Here is a 17,522-nt window from a genome sequence, read left to right on the forward strand (position 1 = left end):
GTGGATTAATCACGACAAAAAGACAAACTGACAGAAGAAAAAGAAATCTTTTTCTTCTGTCAGTGGTTGTTATTGAACTTTATCAGTGGTCCCAATGATCGGAAACCTGCTATGAATATGCTTTTACACTTCAATGATTTTTGGTTGGCGTTTTACATATGGTAAGAATTTTTGCAGCACATCTTCCGTTCGTAATTTCAAATAACCGGTTGTCGTCCCATCGCTACAGCCATAGTACTCCTGTTGGCAAACATCTTTATCTAAAACCAGCTGAACCTTTTGGGCTTTCTCCAATAATGTGCTAAAGATCGTCGCCGCGCCAATTTTTGTCCCTAGCATTTCATCCATCTGTTCTGCCGATGCAAATGAGACGCGAGCGATTTCTAATGCCTGACTGAATTCCTTCGATTTGAAGGGCTTGTCGCCGCAGGTTACAAACAGATAGAAGTTTGTTTTTTGGCGATTGCATAAGAACAAGGTTTTGACCATTTCCATATCCAGTCGTTCATTGATTTGCTTGCAATCCTCCATCGTAATGACTTCTTCTGTTTCTACTCGCTCAAAATCCATCCCCAACTTTTCCAAAACTTGATAGACTTTTTCCTGTAATGGCGTGCTGCAAGTCGCTGGAACCGCCGTAAATGCTTCACTTACTAAAACCATTTTCCTCACCTCTATTTTTTCTCGATAGACCGTCGATTCTACTAATCTGCTAAAGCAGGAAGGGAGATTCGCAGTATTTCTATTGAATAGTTATTAGCAGTAATTTATCATAGAATCATAGATTACAAAAACGAATTTTCAGCATATTAAGCATGACAAAAACAGATGCAAAGGTGTGGAAACAACCATGGATATGAATATTCAAAAATACATCGCTTTCGTTAAAACCGTCGAACTCGGCAGTTTCACTAAAGCTGCCAAGATTTTGAACTATTCCCAATCAGGGATCAGCCGCATGATTAATGATCTCGAGCAGGAATGGGGAATTAAATTGCTGGAACGGAATCGTGCGGGGCTGCGGCTGACTTCAGATGGCATGAATGTTTTGCCCTATGCCAAAGAGCTAGCAGAAAAATATCAAACTCTGCAAAATCAGCTGGCGGAGCTTGGTCACTTAGACACTGGTTTGATCCGGATCGGAACTTTTTCTAGTGTCGCGACCCACTGGCTGCCTGAAGCGATCAGAGTCTTCCAAAAGAATTATCCAAAGATCGATTTTGAATTATTGCTAGGCGACTATGACGAGATTGAGCAATGGATACTGGACGGCCGCGTTGACTTCGGCTTTTCTCGCTTACCTGCTACCAATGAGCTAGAGCAAAAATTTCTGCATAATGATGAGCAGCTGGTTGTTTTACCACAGGGACATCCTTTTTTGTCCAAAGAAAAAATCGATGTAACGGACTTAGCCGATCACTCTTTTATTCTGCTGGAACGTGAAGGTACTTCCGACATCACTGAATTGTTAAACGTTGCACAGGTGCAGCCTCAAATCAAATTTCGTACTTGGGACGATTATTCAATTTTAGCGATGGTGGAGAAAGACTTAGGAATCAGTATATTACCTAAATTAATTCTGCAGCGAATTGCTTATCAAGTAGAAGCCAGATCCCTTGTCAAGCCGGTCTTTCGCAAGGTTGGAATCCTTTATCGCAACGAATCTCTACTCTCTTTGGCCAGTCGTGAATTTCTAAAATCCTTCAATGAATTTTGAAATAGAAAGAACTTATTTTTCACTCCGTTAGTTCAAAGAATCACAAAAATTTCGAATTTTATGGTTTTTCTTTTTTGTTTATTGTTATAATTATAGAAAAAGACCTACGGGAGGATTTATGGCACAGATTATTTTTTATATTTTGATTGGTCTGATGATCTTTCAAGCGTTTATGCTTGTGCGCGATGTGGTGACTCATCGTGACGATTTAGGACCAGGGAACTGGTTAATTAATGGAATTATTGGGTTTATTGCCGATTTTGCGGATACGATCGGAATTGGGAGCTTCGCTCTTACGACCATGATGTTAAACATCACAAAACAAAACGATGATGACCGGAAATTACCGGGAATTTTAAATGTTGGACATGCGATTCCAGTTCTGACGGAAGCAGTGATTTTCGTCACAGTAATCAAGGTCGATCCAATGACCTTAGTTTCTTTGATCGTCGCAGCGATGATCGGTTCATGGTTCGGATCAAAATTCGTTACAAAAATGTCAGAAAGAACGGTACAAAAATGGATTGGCTGGGCACTGTTGATCACAGCTATTTTAATGCTGCTACGTCAAACTGAAGTCATTGATTTATTAGGAAAAGGCAACACAGCTACGGGATTAACCGGTGTAAAGCTGATCGCCGGAATTGTCGGAAACTTCTTTTTTGGGGCTTTGATGACAGTCGGTGTTGGTCTGTACGCGCCATGTATGGCAATGGTCTACATGCTGGGGATGACTCCTTTAGCAGCCTTCCCGATCATGATGTGTTCATGTGCAGGATTACAGCCAGTCGCAAGTATCAACTTTATTCGTGAAAAAGCCTACTCAAGAAAGATTGCTCTAGCGATTACGATCGGTGGGATTCCTGGTGTAATCATCGCTTCCCAATTCTTGATGGGACTGGATATTACCATGATTACGTATTTAGTTATTGTCATTATTTTCATTACCGGAATTCAATACATTATAAAATCACGTAAAACTGCTACAGCTTAAATCATACAGTTTGAAAAAGGCTTTGTACCAACCTTCGGTACAAAGCCTTTTTTATTTCTCTATTCGATCTTCTCCGCGATGGAAAGCCTTGACCTTCTCTAAAATAAAGAGAACCCCCACCAACACTAAAATCGAGATCGACAGCAATAATGAATTGGCGCCATTACCATGTGCCAGCAACAGTTCACGCAGAATCGCGGTGATACTGATTAAAATCAAATAGCGAACAGGAATATGATGCCCTTCTTTGATGTACCGCAGCAGCATCAAAATCACTTCTAGTAAAATAAAGAGCGTGGCAATCTCGTCAATTAACAGCGTCAACTCGGAGACATTATTCAACGGGATCACATGCAAGACGATATTAACGATACCTTCTCCCATCACGATGACTACGACGATAATCAGTAGGGCCAATAAGATATCAACGACCGTACTGATCGCTTTTTCAAACTTTAAAAAGTAATTTTCTTTCATCCTGCATCCCTCCATCCGATCGTTAGCTAAATTATAGCAAGTCTTAAATCAAATCAGAAAGAATATGCATATAAGAAAGGCTTCGCGAACTCGCTCAGCTTTTGAGCACCAAGTAGGTACTGTTCCACATCAGCTCCAAAGACCGATCGCTGTGTCTCACAGCAATAAGACCAAAATATTTCTAAATTGCCAAGAAACACGATGATCGCAGGAATCGATGTTGATTGGTACCTACTTGGTGCTTCTCAAATTTCGAAATATTTTTGCTTATTGCCGATATGCTAGTTCTGCTTAACGTAGTTTAGCAGTAACTGTATGCGTAGCTTGCGTAGAAAAGCTAGTTCGTAAAGCCGGACATGGATACCCTTGCTCTCATAAGCTTTTTGCATGTGAAAATTTTATACTCCCTTAAAGAATCAAAAAAGACCTCATGACTCTATACGAGCTCATGAAGTCTTACTAATTATGAATGTAGTTTTGCTTCTCTAGCTAACGCTAAGCAGCCGATCGTTCCAGCGTTGTTGCCCAGCTTTGGTGTCACGATGTAGTCTTCTAGTTCTGGTGTTTTCACGTATTCATTGACTAATTCTTTGAAACGCGCACGGACCTTTTTGACTAAATGCTCCTGCTGCATCACACCGCCGCCGAAGATGATCACGTCTGGCGAAAACATCAGTGTCGTATTGTAGGCGCATTGGGCGATGTAATCCGCTTCGATTTCCCAATATGGATCATCTTCGCTTAAATCTTGACCTTTGCGTCCTAACCGTTTTTCAATCGCTGGACCTGCCGCCATTCCTTCTAAACAGTGTCCGTGGAAAGGACAGCTGCCTTCAAAATCATCTTCAGGATTGCGGCTGACTAGTACGTGCCCCATTTCAGGATGACTGAAGCCTTCGACAAAGTTGCCATTTTGCAGTGCACCGCCGCCGATACCTGTGCCGATCGTATAATACACGACACTGTTGACACCATCGCCACGACCTTTCACATATTCACCATAGCAAGCCGCATTCACATCCGTGGTCCAAGCAATTGGTAAATCAAACTCTTTTTTCATGGTACCGACAAAATCAAAATTCTGCCAAGCCAATTTTGGTGTAGAAGTAATGTAGCCATACGTCTTGGAATCGCGATGAATATCGATCGGTCCGAATGAGCCGATACCGATACTGACTAATTGCTCTTCATATTTCTTGAAGAAGTCAATCACTAGTTCCATTGTTTCTTCTGGTGTCGTCGTTGGATAGCTGGCCCGCTCGATGATTTCAAGATCATTATTTCCCACAGAGCATACAAATTTTGTCCCGCCGGCTTCGATTCCGCCAAATAATTTTTCCACTAAGCTTCACTCACAATCATTTAGATTTATTCAACATACAGAGTCACGAATTTTGCGTGCCCGATGTTCTCGAGTTCTATTGTATCATTAATTATTGGCAGCGGTTCCTTTGTTTATTATTTTAACTGATTTATCCTCAACTAGCGAATTGCTATAAGCATGTCTTATAACAGAAAAACGGAGTTAGTTAATAAACTTATTCAGCTACATCAATGCGGCTTTGATTGTTTTCGCTGCGTTCACTGGATCTGCCGCATTCAAAATCCCGCTGCCGACAATCACAATATCCGGCTCTAACGCGACATAATCACCAATGGTCTTGCTATTGATTCCGCCAGCCACAGCTACCTGTACTTTTTTTGTATGTTGTTTTAGTTCTTTTAAATCCTCCAGCGGTGTTCGTCCGGCATGCTGCTGATCCGCTCCGGTGTGAACCGCAATGATATCCACGCCCAATGCTTCGATGACTGGCACTCTATCAGAAAAATTCTGTACACATATTAGATCCACCATTACTTGCCGTTTTTGCTTCTGCGCCTGCTCCACGCAGCCCTTGATCGTCAAATCATCCGTGATACCCAACACAGTCACATATTCGGCACCAGCATCGTAGGCCAACTGCGCTTCATACGCACCCGCATCCATGATTTTTGCATCACATAAAACCTCAAGATCAGGATAATATTTCTTGATTTGCCGAACCGCCTCTCGCCCAGCGTCAATTAAGAAAGGTGTTCCTACCTCCACAATATCTACGAAAGGATGAATGTCCTTCAAGGCTTCCAACGCTTCACTAAGCGTTAACTCGTCAATCGCTAGCTGTAATTTCATTTGCTATCCTCCTATTCCAAATTCGCATGCTTTTCAAACGCCCGATCAGTCGGCACTTTCTGCTCTAACGCCAATTCAACGATCAAAGAGTCCGCCAGCAGCAGGACTGCTTCTTCAAACATACTGCCGCCGGGTAAGATTCCCTTTTGATTCTCTTCACTTTCAGGTAGCTTATCGGTATAGGCTGGGATCCGAATCACGCCCGCAGATAGTTTTCCTAAGCTTGATTCTGGAAACACCGTCAGGCTGATAATCTTCCCGCCGATTTTACTGGCTTTACTGGCGGTATTGATCAGAGACGTGGTTTCTCCTGATGCGCTGGCAAGGATTAGTAGATCATCAGGTAAAAATGCTGGTGTTGTCACTTCACCAACAACATAGACCTCGTACCCTAAATGCATCAAGCGCATTGCCAATCCTTTCAGCATCAACAGTGAACGACCTGCACCTGATACGAAAATCCGTTGGGCCTGTTTGATGCCGTTAACTAACTGATCAATCTGGCTTTGATCGATTTTCTTCAAGGTATTTGCCAACTCCATTGCGGCTGTGTAGGCAACTTCTTTCGTTTCCATCTTACTTTCCTCCATTTTTATAGCTGGCAACAAACATATCCAATGCTCCAGTAAATTCCAATTGTTCGATTCCCGCTGGAATTAAGAGCGTTTCCCCCTTCGATACCGCCATATCATTTATTTTTCCGGCTCCATCTACTATTGTGATAAAAGCAAAGCGATCCAGTTGATATGAACCGAGTTCCTTCGTCTTGATCCGACTTAAACTATATAATCCCGGCTCATCCCAATAATCGGTGATTTCGCAGCCGGCTTTTGGGTAAGGTTCAATCCAGACAAAGCCTTCTGAGGTATCGGGCACCAAAACATTTTTCAACACTTTGTCGATGTGTAATTCTCTTTCTTCCCCGGTATTTGGATCAACCCTGCCATAGTCATACAAACGATAGGTCAGGTCGGCATTGCGAGAAATGTTGTAGGTCAGCACATCGCGATTGATGGCATGTAAGGTTCCTGCAGGAATATCAATAAAGTAATCTTTCTTGGCAGGCAGATATTTCAATAGTTTTCCCCAATCACCTGCATGAGCCCATTCCGCAAACTCTGCTTTGGTTTTCGCGTGGTGGCCAAATTGGATTTTGCCATCGGCTGGTGTGTCCAGAATGACCCATGCTTCTGGTTTTCCCCGCGAATGATCATGCTTCAAGGCATAGTCATCGTCTGGGTGGAGCTGGACCGATAAATCGGCTAAGGGATCCAGTAAGTTGACTCGAATCGGCAATTCCTCCGTGTCGCAATTAAACCAATCTGGACATTTTGTATAAAGCTGAGAGAGGGTCAGATCAGTGCCTGCTACCGGACAATCCGCTGCACCGGGCAAAGCGACGACATTGTAAACTTCGCCAATCGGATAAATATCTGTCTGATAATTGAACGTTTCCAGCATTCGTTTGCCACCCCAAATGCGCGCTTCGAAAAATGGCAAAATCTTTACTATTTGTTTTTTCATCAAAAATCACCTCTTCTATTTATGTTTCCGCTTACAATTCAAATTATACATTCTTCTATTTCTTTAGCAACACGCCCCAATACGTTGAAGACTTGGGGCGTGTCAGACTCTTTTAAATATCTTCTGATTTAATCACAGATAGAATTTCTTTATATAGAAGCAATTTCCCCTAACTTAACAAATAGCTTATCAAAGAATATTTGATGCAGCTCGCCATCACGATCGGCGCAAGCATCTTCAACGACAATCACTTTGTAGCCATGCTGGTAGGCATCCAAAACAGTCGCATAAACACCGTTGGTAGTCGCAACTCCTGTTAGAATAATCGTATCAATCCCACGTCGCCGCAGTTGCAAATCCAAATCCGTTCCAAAGAAGGCTCCTGGATTGTGTTTGGTTACCTTGATAACATTTTCAGCAATCTCATCTTCCGCGATCGGCATCACATATTCAGAAAACTCCGCTGGAATATTGGCATACGCTTTTCCGCTGTTTTCTTTATTTAATAACTGCATCGTTTTTGGATCGACATTTACTAGAGTAATCCAACCTGCCGTATTTTTAAAGCTTTCAACCAATTGATTGTTTTTCTCTAACACCTCTGCGGCTGAGTAAGGTTTCAATTCGCCAGTACCCATAATGCCTTTTTGCAAATCGATCACAGCCAATGCCGTTCTCGCTAAATCTAAGTTCTTCAAACAAAACACTCGCTTTCTCAAAAAGTTCCTTTAGGGATTTACGCCAATTTTTTCTAGAAATCTAGCCAGATGTAACGATTTAATAAGGGAAGCGTTTCATTTAAGATCTGAGCTTAATCCTCTTACTAGGTACAATAAAAGAAGATCAGTGGGGCGTTTGTCTGAAGGGGGAAATTTTATGAAAAAAGCGTTGCTTGTTGTCCATCGGTATAAATCAGAAAAAGATGCAGATTGGGGCTCGGTCGCAACCGATTTTGGCACTGCGGATATGATTGGAAACATTGCTAAATTGTACACCGATTATGATTGGCGCCCCGCCACATTAACAGAGGCACGACAGCTGCTGCATGAGATCGAGATCGATCTGCTTATGCTAGTTCCGATCTTAAAGGGCTACGCGGAAGAATTTAATGCGTATCCTCATGTTGAAGTTGACTACTTGAAGGTTGGCGAGTATGGCAACATAAGCAAGCCTCCTTTTCCTTTTATGAGAAAAGAAAAATTTAAATAAAAATGCTGCGAAAAGAATTTTTTTCGCAGCATTCTTCGTTTTCAATTAATGGTCTTTTTAAATCTATATGAGACCTCAGTTTAGGCAATTTTCGACTCCTTTTTTGGATTAAATAAAACTGTGTGCTGATTTTGTAGCTTCTCTTTGAATAATCTATTCGATGAACCAACGATCTTGCCTTTAGCAATTAGATGGTGCAACTCATTGTTTGATAAACTCAGTTTTTCTTTCAAAATCGTAAAGAGCTTGATGTCTAATGGGCACTCCGTTTGAATTGTCACGGCTACCTCTTCGTCCAGTTCGAACAAATCACCTAAAACTTGGTATTCAATACTTTGGATCACTACACCATTTTTCTTTAATGTTGCTTTGTCAGTGCCGTACTTTTTCGAAAGCGTTAAGTCATTCTCCTGAAAAAGAGCCAATAAATCGGCGTCTAGCTTATTCGTATGAATTCTTGATAAAATGGTCGAATTCCAGCTAGTCTTACATTTTTTGCAATTATAAATCAACCAAACATCTAAGTATTTGCCCTGAGCATTGATCCGAAATCTTTCAGAGCAGGAAAACTCTGTATCGGCATTACATTTCTTACAATGCCGTGTTATCGTGGGAACTTTCAAGCATGTCACAAACCATTTTATCTTCCTCACCTTCAACATCCTCCCTAAATCACAAGATAGTCATCCAGTGTATGGTGGAATCACCATTTCCATACTCCCACTCCTTTCAAAAAAAGACTCTCTTCTACAACAAAGTTATCTGATTTAGACAACCTTATTGTAAAAAAGAATCTTTCTGCCGACTTCTGAATTCTTGCTCTATTCGATGGGAATACACATATCCAAGTGTACATAGTCCTTTTTCCAGTCGATTTCGCGATAGATCGTCAATCCATATTTTTCTCGCATCTTATATCCACTCCTTGGAAGCCAGATTCTAAAAAAACCTTGCATCACTCGAAAAATATCATCGATCGTACCATTATATGGAAAAATAGCATACTTACCGCCCTTTATTATCATTGTATTATTTTCTTTTACTTCCTCTTCAATCATAAAGCACAGATCACAAATACTGTGATCATCAATCGCAACAGCTGGATCATTGTAAAATTTTTCTATCATTACAGTAGTGCCATCGTAGTAAGCACTCTCTTCAACTAGCGATGTCCAGCTATTTTTCAAATCACTATAATTCCCCAGTACTCTTTCATAAACAACATACAGATCATTCAAATCTTTTGTTTCAATCTTCGTCTGATACTCCTCGAATGTATCTAAAACTTCTTGCTTATGAGGAGAAAAAGGATTTGAAATCGTTGTTGCGTCCAACGTTTTTCTATATTCATTCGGTGAAATATGATAGTGTTCCCTGAATAGCGAACTGTAATTAGACGCACTATATCCATAATCCAACCCAATATCAGTAATTCGTCTCTCTTTTTGAATTTTCAGATCAATCGCACTTTGTTCAACTTTCAAACGCTTGATAAAGGAATAGACACTTTCACCAGTCACCTCTTTGAACATCCGACAAAAATAATATTTAGAAAAAGAAAGGTGCTTTGCTACTTCTTCAACTGTGATTGGTTCCTCAAAATTAGCCAAAATATAGTCGATACTTTCATTTATGAGATCTTTTTTATCCATCGTGGGACCTCTTCTCTTGTTTAATCACTTCCATTTTATCATTTCATCTATTTGACAACTCACTGTTTTCTCAAATGATTTTGGTTTACGATAAGTTCGATTGTTACTAATGCAGATACTGCATATAGAGTTAATTTGTGAATCTGGAGAAAAATGACACTGCTATAATAGATTCTTATTTTGTCCTTCAAGAATTTAACCCCCACTCTCCTGTAAGAAAAGTGGGGGTTCCTTCATTTTTGTTCCGTCAAAAACTGATAAACCGCTCCGATCAAATTCGCTTGGCTTAAGAATTTACATGGCATGATAGATGCCTTTAATTCCTTCGCTCCCTTTTGCAATAACAGCTCTTGCACCCGTTCTTCTAGATTCGCCAATAAATCTTCCCGCGTCGAAATCCCGCCGCCGATCAATACCCGATCCGGATCCAACGATATCAAAACGTTATAGATTCCGATACTCAGCACATTATAAAACTGATCGATTTGTTCTTGCGCCAGCTCATCGCCCGCTTCGGCTAAATCAAAAACCTCTTTGCTCGTATACCTGCGATCATCTGCTTTGATCTTCGAATAACGTTTCGCCATCGCAACCGGACTACCTAGATCACTCAGTGTTTCCAGTGTCTCATTATTCATGATCTGATAGCCGAACTCGCCGCCAAAAAGATTTGCGCCCGTGCGTAATTCTCCATTGATCACGACGCCACCGCCGATTCCTGTGCCGATAATCATCATGGCAGCTGATTCTAGCCCTTTTGCATTACCCTGCCAAACCTCAGCTAGCGCTGCGCAGTTTGCATCATTTTGAAAAGAGACAGGAACTCCCAAAAATTCTGCTAATTCCTGTTTAATCGGAAAACGATGTAGATAAGGAACGGCACTCACACCGTAAATCACGCCCTCTTCGGCATTAACTGCTCCCGGGGCGCTGATCGCTACACCCTCAGTGATTTGGTGCTCTTCTACTAACGATTTTAAATACGTTTTCATTTCATCCCAGGTTTTTGGTGTCTCAAAGCTGGGCAGCTCTGTTAATTCGTCATTTTCCCATAATCCGCTTTTGATCGCTGATCCGCCGATATCGATTGCTAGCATTTTTTTACTCATTCGTTGCTCCTCCTAGTTGTTACTTACTAGTTCAAATTTTAAAGAAGATGATCACTCGATACAATATCAAACGCGGTAAAAAAACAAATTCCAACAAAAAAACCAACCTTTTCAGATTGGTTTTTCGAATAGATTATACTAGCCGATCAACATCGTACTCAAAGCCGTTTTGATCGCTGAGCTGTTTATAAAATTCACCGCTTTTCTTGATTGTTCTTTTTTGCGTTGGCAAATCAAGTGACACTAAACCATAGCGATTCTTGTAGGCATTGATCCATGACCAGCAATCAATGAACGTCCATAGGTGGTAGCCCTTGATATTGCAGCCGTCATTGATCGCTTTCCAAAGATAAGCTAAGTGATCTTGAATGTACTCAATACGATAATCATCGATCACTTGACCCGTTTCATCCATGAAACGTTCTTCATTAGCAACACCCATCCCGTTTTCTGAGATAAAAGCTTCGATATTGCCGTAGTTGTCTTTGATATCCATACACAGATCATGGATGCCCTTTTCAAAGATTTCCCAGCCGCGGTATTCATTCATCCGGCGACCTGGCATCACATGATTTTCAAAGAACCAGTCTGGTAAAAATGGACCTTCTTGATTGATCGCAGTCAGACGCGCTTTCACGCGACGCGGTTCGTAATAGTTTAGACCTAAGATTTGAGCAGTGTTTTCCTTAATACATGCCAGATCTTCTTCGGTATAATCAACTGGCAGCTGATCGTATTCCCGCAGCAGTTCAACTAATTTTTCAGGATATACCCCTTTGACCATCGGATCTAAGAAGCTGCGTACATAAAACAGATCGGCAATTTCTGCTGCCTTCACATCGGCGGGATGCTGGCTCCGCGGGAAGGTTGGACTCAAGTTTAGAATCACACCGATTTTACTATTAAGATCGCGTTTTTTATGCGCCGCAATCGCTTTAGCATGAGCCAAAATCGTAAAATGAGTGGCCTGCGCGCCTCGTTTAAAGTCAATAATGTTGGGATAGTGGAAATCTTCTAGGTATGAACCTAAGATTGGTCCTAACGGTTCATTAAAGGTGAACCAATGATAAACCAGATCATCAAATTCTTTAAAACAAGTATCCGCAAAGTTCACATAGGCATCTACCACTTCTCGTGATTCCCAGCCGCCCTTATCCTGTTGAGCCGCGGGCATATCAAAGTGATATAGGTTGGCGAATACTTTGATGCCATTGTTGTTCATTTCCGTAAATAGATCACGATAAAATGCGATCGCTTTAGGATTTACTTCGCCTGTACCATCTGCTGGAAACATCCGTGCCCAAGAAATCGAGACCCGAAAAGAATTATGTCCGGTTTGTTTCATGAGTTGAACATCTTCCTTGTAGCGGTGGATATGATCTGTTGTTGTTTCTGAACTGATTCCTTGATAAAACCGATAAGGCTGTTCCTTATACCAGCGCTCCCATACTGTTTCTGCTTTTCCTGTTTCGCCACGACCTTCTGATTGCTCTGCTGACCAAGCTGAGCCCCACCAAAAATCCTCTGGAAATGTTAATTGCTGTTTATTCATTGTATCCCCCTATTTCATAGTCATTCCATTAGTCGTTCCAAAGATACACTGTAAAACAGTCACCCTAAGTTCGACCCTTTCTTGATTGCGTATTCATCATAACATCGCTTTCATAAAAATGGAATAGGTCTTTTATTAAAAATATATACTTTTAAAAATAATTTATTCTTTTAATCGCAAAATCATTGATAAAACCGCGTAAAAGTATATAATTATTTATATCTTTTATTGCGTGATCAAGGAGGAGACAATGAGAAAGAAGACAAAATATATGGAGGTCTATTTAGACGTAAAAAGAAAGGTTGAAGAAGGTACTTACGCGATTGGGGAAAAGCTGCCAGCGGGGACTGAGCTGGCTAAACAGTACAATACGAGTAAACTAACGGTCAAAAAAGGGTTGGACATGTTGGTTTCAGAAGGCGTTCTTCATAGCCGAAGCGGATTTGGTACCGAAGTATTACGAAAACCCATCCATAATTCAAAGGTTTTTGGTCCTAGTGAAGGGCTGATGAGTGTCGTGGGTGAGGAGCATGTTGATTCGGAGATTCATACCTTTTCGATTGAGCTGCCTTCTAAAAAAGTGGCTGAAATGCTGCAATTGAATGAGAAGGAATATATCTATAATATCGTCCGTAGTCGCTTTGTCGATCAACAGCCTTATTCATTGGAGCAGACATTTATGCCTTTGTCGATCATCCCCGGGTTGGAACCTAAGCACCTGAAAAAATCAGTTTATTCCTATATTCGTGATGAATTACATTTGGAGATCAATGCCTCCCATGTTTGGATGAAGGGTGTCCTCGCGACAGAATTTGATGCAAAAATTTTAGGGATCGAGGTTGGCGACTATATGATCGAGGTTGAAAAGAGTGTCTCTTTAGCAAACGGGACCCCTTTCGAATACTCCATCACCAGACATCTATATCAGGATTTTGTTTTTGAAGCTGTTTTTGTAGAAAATTGATTTCCCAGAGCTGAGTAAATCAGCTCTTTTTTTGTCAGTTATGCTTTTCGCAGTTTAATAATTTTGAGCTGTAGTTTTACTGTTTAGAAAGATAAAAGACTAGCTGTTTAGCATAATGATATGCGTATTGAGCATAAAATTATTTTTCCGTTTTTGGGAAAAATAGACTCTTTAAAACGAAATAACTGTCACTTCTTGATAAAAGTATATATTTTTCAAAAAAGGTATTTACTTTATTGCAAATCCGTTTTATTATGTAACCAAGGTAAGTGCTTACAAAAATAATTACTTGAAAAAAAGGAGAATTTAGCGTGGACAAAACTAGTAAAAAGGAACAGCTCTTTGAACGCTTCGGTATTATCGCGACGAAGCTAGGTAATCAAATCCACATGCGGACGTTACGTGACGCCTTCGCCACATTCATGCCATTCATGATGTTGGCTGGTTTCGTCACCTTGATCAATTACGTTATCTTAGAACCGACAGGCTTCATGGGGAAAATCGTCAATCCAGCAACCTTGATGAAAATCCAGGAAATCGGTATGTCAATTGCCAATGGTACTCTGAGTATCACTACTCTGCTAGTTGTTGCTGCAGTTTCTTATCATATGTGTGTCAGCAGAAATTATACGAATCATATTGCAGCAGTTTTAGTCTCAATCTCGACATTCATTGTCTTAACACCAATGAAAACCATGTTTCTGCCTGAAGGTGCGAAAAAAGCGATTGAAGTAACTGGTGTTATTCCTGGAGATCATACTGGTGCTTCTGGTATGTTCGTGGGTATCTTTGTCGGTTTACTTGCGACAGAAATATTTATCAAATTATCAACCAATGAAAAATTACAAATCAAATTATCTGGGAATATTCCACCAGCTGTATTGAAATCATTCAACGTACTGATCCCGATTATGATCACTGTTACTGGTTTTGCGATTCTATCCTTTGGCGTTAACCAAATTTTCAACATGGATGTAAATGGACTGATCACGAAAGCAATCACTGGACCACTGAGTCATATAACCACTGGGCTGCCTGGTTTTGTCCTGATCACATCGATTGCAAACTTGTTCTTCGGCTTCGGGATTCACCAAGCCGTGATCTCTGGTTCGCTGCTTGATCCATTCCTATTACAAAATATGCAAGAGAACATGGCTGCTTATGCCAATCATGAACAAATTCCGCATATCATCAATATGGCCTTCAAGGATACATTCGCTGTAATGGGTGGTTCTGGGAATACGATCGCATTATTGATCGCAATCTTCATCTTTAGTCGTCGGAAAGATTACAAAGATTTCGCTAAATTGTCTGTGACGCCGGCCCTGTTCAATATCAGTGAGCCGATCATCTTCGGCCTGCCGATCGTGTTTAATCTAAGCTTGATTATTCCCTTCGTCTTGGCGCCGATCTTCTCATTGGTCACTGCCTATTTCGCAACAGCCGCGGGATTGATTAATCATGTCGTCGTCCAGATACCGTGGACCACACCGCCAGTTATCTCTGGCTTCTTAGCGACCGGCGGAGATTGGCGAGCGGCAGTTCTGCAAATCCTGATCATCGCCGTGAGTGTGTTTATCTATCTGCCATTCTTACGGATCGATGAACATGTAACAGCGAAGATGGCGCAAGCTGAGGCTGAAACAGCTAAATAATACAAAAAAGTGTCTAAAGATCATAACGGATCTTTAGACACCTTTTGTTTGTTTTAATAAGCTCCTGATTTAGAGCCGCTTGAATGACTATAAGAAGTTGGTAATGGTACTGGACCGCTCTTTGTTACGTCTTTACCATCTTTATACACTTTTAGATTGCTGATTGTGATCGGTGTATTCGTGGTATCGTGAAGAATATATGCTCCATCACTCTTTGTAGTTAAGCTTGTTTTATATTGCCCAACTAGTATATTGTTGACGAATGTTTGCATATAACCTGAAGCAAAATATTTCACACGCAGATGAACTGTTCCACCGTTATTTACTCGCGGTGCATTGGTGTTAACTGAATAGTATTGTTGCCCCGCTACACCCGCATTTGCTGGGAAATTGATATTGGTCGTGTTGATCCTACCTTGGGCGAAATTAGCATCTGATCCAGCTTGATAGTGTAATCCTACTCCGATCTGACCACTGCCATCTCCGTTTCCGCCAATGACGAACTGCATTTCATAATCGTTTTTATTTCCCGAGATTTTTACATTCGCTGAGAAATCGATCCTTGCATTCCCGCTCAAACTAGCGTTATCATATGGCTTATTGGAATAGAGTAACCGATATGATCCAGGTCTGTTTTGTTCTGTCCCACCAACACCTGTAATGTTCACATCAACTTTTTTCGGTGTTACTCCGGGATTGGGAGCAGGAGTACTCCCCCCACCAGATGGTGCTTTGGTAGAATAGAAGCCTACCCCTTCATAGCGCCAGCCAACTTTTACTAAGTGATTTTTTTCGTTCGCATTCAGCGTATAGTGATGCGTCCCCGTTCTTGCATTGGGATTGTATAATCGATAAACAGGAATACTGCCGCCTGATTGCCAAGCAATTCCTTCATAACGCCATCCCACTTTTACTAAATGATTTTTTTCGCTGAGAGTAGTCGTATAATGGTGATCGCCAACATTCGGATTATACAGACGATAAACTGCTGCTCCTTTCGCCGGTGTATCCCAAGCGATTCCCTCATTACGCCACCCAACTTTTACCAAATGATTTCGCTCATTCGTATTTGCTGTATAGTGATGTTCACCTGAGTTAGGGTTATAGACTCGCAATAAGGTCGCTGCATCCACATCTTCAGCATTAACAAATAGCGCTCCACCAATCAATAAAGCAGCCGCAACAAAAACACTAGACAAAAACTTTTTCATTCTCTTTCCTCCTATTGAACTATTTTATAGTCATACCAACATCAATGATTGTTTAAATCACTTCTTCCCCTTTCTTACTCGACTACATCAAGTCAATGTATTCTATTGAATAAACTATTATAAGATTCATTCCAATCCGTTTCAGTACCTGAGCTTTCATGAACCTGTAAAACTATACCTTCATTAAATATTCATATTTTTTTGGATAAATGATATTTAATGATAACATTTTCGTTATTAATGATTATACACGTTATTTTACATTTGTTCTATCAAAATAATAGCTATCTATCTTTGATAGTAATCGTTGTCTTCCTGAGGCTATTCTCTTTTAAAAGTTATAACCACTTTAGATAAAAAAGGACTTATTCCAAGTGAATGTGTGCTCTCCTTATTTTTAGCTTTTTTGCTGCCTCTGATTGACCAATTTTATACCCTAAACCCATTTGCTAATTGCCGTTCAGCTTTTTCTTTTTTTACGTAAGCCGCTTGAGCATCGATCAATTCTTTGGCTAGCGGTGAATTGTAACGATCAATTTTGATATCGATCTCCTTTAAATTCTCCATCAATTGTGCTTGTTGACGCATGACCTCTTCCTTGTGTGCTTGCAGCAGGACCTTTCGCTGAGAGATCAGCTTAGAACCATCCATGCAGTATTCGATGCACTGCTTAATTTCATGGATTGACATGCCAGTATTTTTTAAACAGCAAACCGTGTGAATCATGTTCAAGTCGGATTCAGTAAACTCCCGATAACCTGATTGATTCTTCGCAACAAATGGCAACAAGCCCTTTTTATCATAAAAACGAATTGTTGAAACCGTTGAATCAGACTTTTCAAAAGTCGATCTATTAATCAATAACGCAGGTATTCCAGTCGGACACGGCTCAAGTCTGACCGAAAGTATTGATGATTTGCAAGCAACAATGCAAGTTAATTTCTTTGGGACTTTCCAGCTCACCCAAGGCTTGCTTCAGATTTTAGCGGAAAACAATGGATGGATCATTAATATAACGATTCCAACTAGTCCAAATCCTTTTTGGAATCCCTTTGCGTATAAATCAACGAAAGCGGCACAAAATGTGATGATCCAGGCTTTAGCCATCGATTTTGAAAAAGAAAAGAAGAACTTGGAGATTTTCAGCATCCATCCTGGTCCAACCACCACTGATCTGAATGGAAATATGACAGCAGAAGGCTTCCATACGCCGGATGATGTTGCGAAAAAAATTACTGACATCATTTTAGATGGCAACTCACACCAAGGTGTATTTTTAGATATT

The 17,522-nt window shown here is 40.7% G+C and carries 19 protein-coding genes; 6 read left to right on the forward strand and 13 right to left on the reverse strand.

What is annotated here, in order from left to right; translation table 11 throughout:
- Nucleotides 1-123: 123 nt before the first annotated feature.
- Nucleotides 124-663 carry a prolyl-tRNA synthetase associated domain-containing protein gene (locus AC4J95_RS19700; protein WP_494551318.1) on the reverse strand — a complete coding sequence of 180 codons (540 nt, stop codon included), beginning with the start codon at nucleotides 661-663 and terminating at the stop codon, nucleotides 124-126.
- Nucleotides 664-850: 187 nt separating this feature from the next.
- Here AC4J95_RS19700 and AC4J95_RS19705 point away from each other — a divergent pair, with 187 nt between their 5' ends.
- Nucleotides 851-1,717 carry a LysR family transcriptional regulator gene (locus AC4J95_RS19705; RefSeq protein WP_494551319.1) on the forward strand — a complete coding sequence of 289 codons (867 nt, stop codon included), beginning with the start codon at nucleotides 851-853 and terminating at the stop codon, nucleotides 1,715-1,717.
- A gap of 118 nt (nucleotides 1,718-1,835) precedes the next feature.
- Entirely contained in the window at nucleotides 1,836-2,711 is an 876-nt protein-coding gene (locus AC4J95_RS19710) for a TSUP family transporter (RefSeq protein WP_494551320.1), read from the forward strand.
- Between the two features lie 51 nt (nucleotides 2,712-2,762).
- Here AC4J95_RS19710 and AC4J95_RS19715 read toward each other — a convergent pair whose 3' ends face one another.
- The 6 genes from AC4J95_RS19715 to AC4J95_RS19740 all read right to left on the reverse strand — a co-directional run bounded on the left by AC4J95_RS19715 (nucleotide 2,763) and on the right by AC4J95_RS19740 (nucleotide 7,523).
- Nucleotides 2,763-3,188 carry a phosphate-starvation-inducible PsiE family protein gene (locus tag AC4J95_RS19715; RefSeq protein ID WP_316402735.1) on the reverse strand — a complete coding sequence of 142 codons (426 nt, stop codon included), beginning with the start codon at nucleotides 3,186-3,188 and terminating at the stop codon, nucleotides 2,763-2,765.
- Between the two features lie 463 nt (nucleotides 3,189-3,651).
- Nucleotides 3,652-4,530 (reverse strand): fructokinase ScrK, encoded by an 879-nt coding sequence (gene scrK, locus AC4J95_RS19720; RefSeq protein ID WP_494551321.1) that lies wholly within the window; start codon nucleotides 4,528-4,530, stop codon nucleotides 3,652-3,654.
- Nucleotides 4,531-4,734: 204 nt separating this feature from the next.
- Entirely contained in the window at nucleotides 4,735-5,361 is a 627-nt protein-coding gene (hxlA, locus tag AC4J95_RS19725; protein ID WP_494551322.1) for a 3-hexulose-6-phosphate synthase, read from the reverse strand.
- Between the two features lie 11 nt (nucleotides 5,362-5,372).
- The gene (gene hxlB / locus AC4J95_RS19730; RefSeq protein ID WP_494551323.1) at nucleotides 5,373-5,936 is read right to left on the reverse strand and encodes a 6-phospho-3-hexuloisomerase; all 564 of its coding nucleotides are present in this window, start codon (nucleotides 5,934-5,936) and stop codon (nucleotides 5,373-5,375) included.
- A gap of 1 nt (nucleotide 5,937) precedes the next feature.
- Nucleotides 5,938-6,885, reverse strand: a complete 948-nt coding sequence (locus AC4J95_RS19735; RefSeq protein WP_494551324.1) for a class I mannose-6-phosphate isomerase — start codon at nucleotides 6,883-6,885, stop codon at nucleotides 5,938-5,940.
- 149 nt (nucleotides 6,886-7,034) lie between these two features.
- On the reverse strand, nucleotides 7,035-7,523 hold the full coding sequence (locus AC4J95_RS19740; RefSeq protein WP_494551333.1) for an isochorismatase family protein: 489 nt from the start codon (nucleotides 7,521-7,523) through the stop codon (nucleotides 7,035-7,037).
- Between the two features lie 238 nt (nucleotides 7,524-7,761).
- Between AC4J95_RS19740 and AC4J95_RS19745 the strand changes: the two genes are divergently transcribed.
- Nucleotides 7,762-8,094 (forward strand): hypothetical protein, encoded by a 333-nt coding sequence (locus AC4J95_RS19745; protein WP_494551325.1) that lies wholly within the window; start codon nucleotides 7,762-7,764, stop codon nucleotides 8,092-8,094.
- Nucleotides 8,095-8,174: 80 nt separating this feature from the next.
- Here the strand turns inward: AC4J95_RS19745 and AC4J95_RS19750 are convergent, their stop codons facing one another.
- The 4 genes from AC4J95_RS19750 to AC4J95_RS19765 all read right to left on the reverse strand — a co-directional run bounded on the left by AC4J95_RS19750 (nucleotide 8,175) and on the right by AC4J95_RS19765 (nucleotide 12,407).
- Nucleotides 8,175-8,747 carry a DUF1062 domain-containing protein gene (locus AC4J95_RS19750; RefSeq protein ID WP_494551326.1) on the reverse strand — a complete coding sequence of 191 codons (573 nt, stop codon included), beginning with the start codon at nucleotides 8,745-8,747 and terminating at the stop codon, nucleotides 8,175-8,177.
- A 168-nt stretch (nucleotides 8,748-8,915) separates the two neighbouring features.
- Nucleotides 8,916-9,746: an AraC family transcriptional regulator gene (locus AC4J95_RS19755; RefSeq protein WP_316405791.1), complete on the reverse strand. Its 831-nt coding sequence runs from the start codon at nucleotides 9,744-9,746 to the stop codon at nucleotides 8,916-8,918.
- A gap of 233 nt (nucleotides 9,747-9,979) precedes the next feature.
- Nucleotides 9,980-10,855 carry an ROK family protein gene (locus tag AC4J95_RS19760; RefSeq protein ID WP_494551327.1) on the reverse strand — a complete coding sequence of 292 codons (876 nt, stop codon included), beginning with the start codon at nucleotides 10,853-10,855 and terminating at the stop codon, nucleotides 9,980-9,982.
- 133 nt (nucleotides 10,856-10,988) lie between these two features.
- Nucleotides 10,989-12,407, reverse strand: coding sequence for a glycoside hydrolase family 1 protein (locus AC4J95_RS19765; RefSeq protein WP_494551328.1), 1,419 nt, complete (start codon nucleotides 12,405-12,407; stop codon nucleotides 10,989-10,991).
- Between the two features lie 250 nt (nucleotides 12,408-12,657).
- Between AC4J95_RS19765 and AC4J95_RS19770 the strand changes: the two genes are divergently transcribed.
- Together AC4J95_RS19770 and AC4J95_RS19775 are read left to right on the forward strand one after the other, a co-directional pair.
- A complete protein-coding gene (locus AC4J95_RS19770) occupies nucleotides 12,658-13,371 on the forward strand; it encodes a GntR family transcriptional regulator (RefSeq protein ID WP_494551329.1) in 714 nt (237 codons plus the stop codon).
- 311 nt (nucleotides 13,372-13,682) lie between these two features.
- Nucleotides 13,683-15,026: a PTS sugar transporter subunit IIC gene (locus AC4J95_RS19775; RefSeq protein WP_494551330.1), complete on the forward strand. Its 1,344-nt coding sequence runs from the start codon at nucleotides 13,683-13,685 to the stop codon at nucleotides 15,024-15,026.
- Between the two features lie 53 nt (nucleotides 15,027-15,079).
- On the opposite strand, the gene AC4J95_RS19780 is transcribed toward AC4J95_RS19775, so the two are convergent.
- Nucleotides 15,080-16,237 (reverse strand): hypothetical protein, encoded by a 1,158-nt coding sequence (locus AC4J95_RS19780; RefSeq protein ID WP_494551331.1) that lies wholly within the window; start codon nucleotides 16,235-16,237, stop codon nucleotides 15,080-15,082.
- Between the two features lie 429 nt (nucleotides 16,238-16,666).
- The gene (locus AC4J95_RS19785) at nucleotides 16,667-17,098 is read right to left on the reverse strand and encodes a MerR family transcriptional regulator (protein WP_494551332.1); all 432 of its coding nucleotides are present in this window, start codon (nucleotides 17,096-17,098) and stop codon (nucleotides 16,667-16,669) included.
- Here AC4J95_RS19785 and AC4J95_RS19790 point away from each other — a divergent pair.
- A partial coding sequence (locus AC4J95_RS19790; RefSeq protein ID WP_494551334.1) for an SDR family NAD(P)-dependent oxidoreductase occupies nucleotides 17,094-17,522 on the forward strand: 429 nt, incomplete at its 3' end. The genes AC4J95_RS19785 and AC4J95_RS19790 overlap by 5 nt on opposite strands.

The organism is Enterococcus sp. GPZ-007 (genome assembly GCF_059374735.1).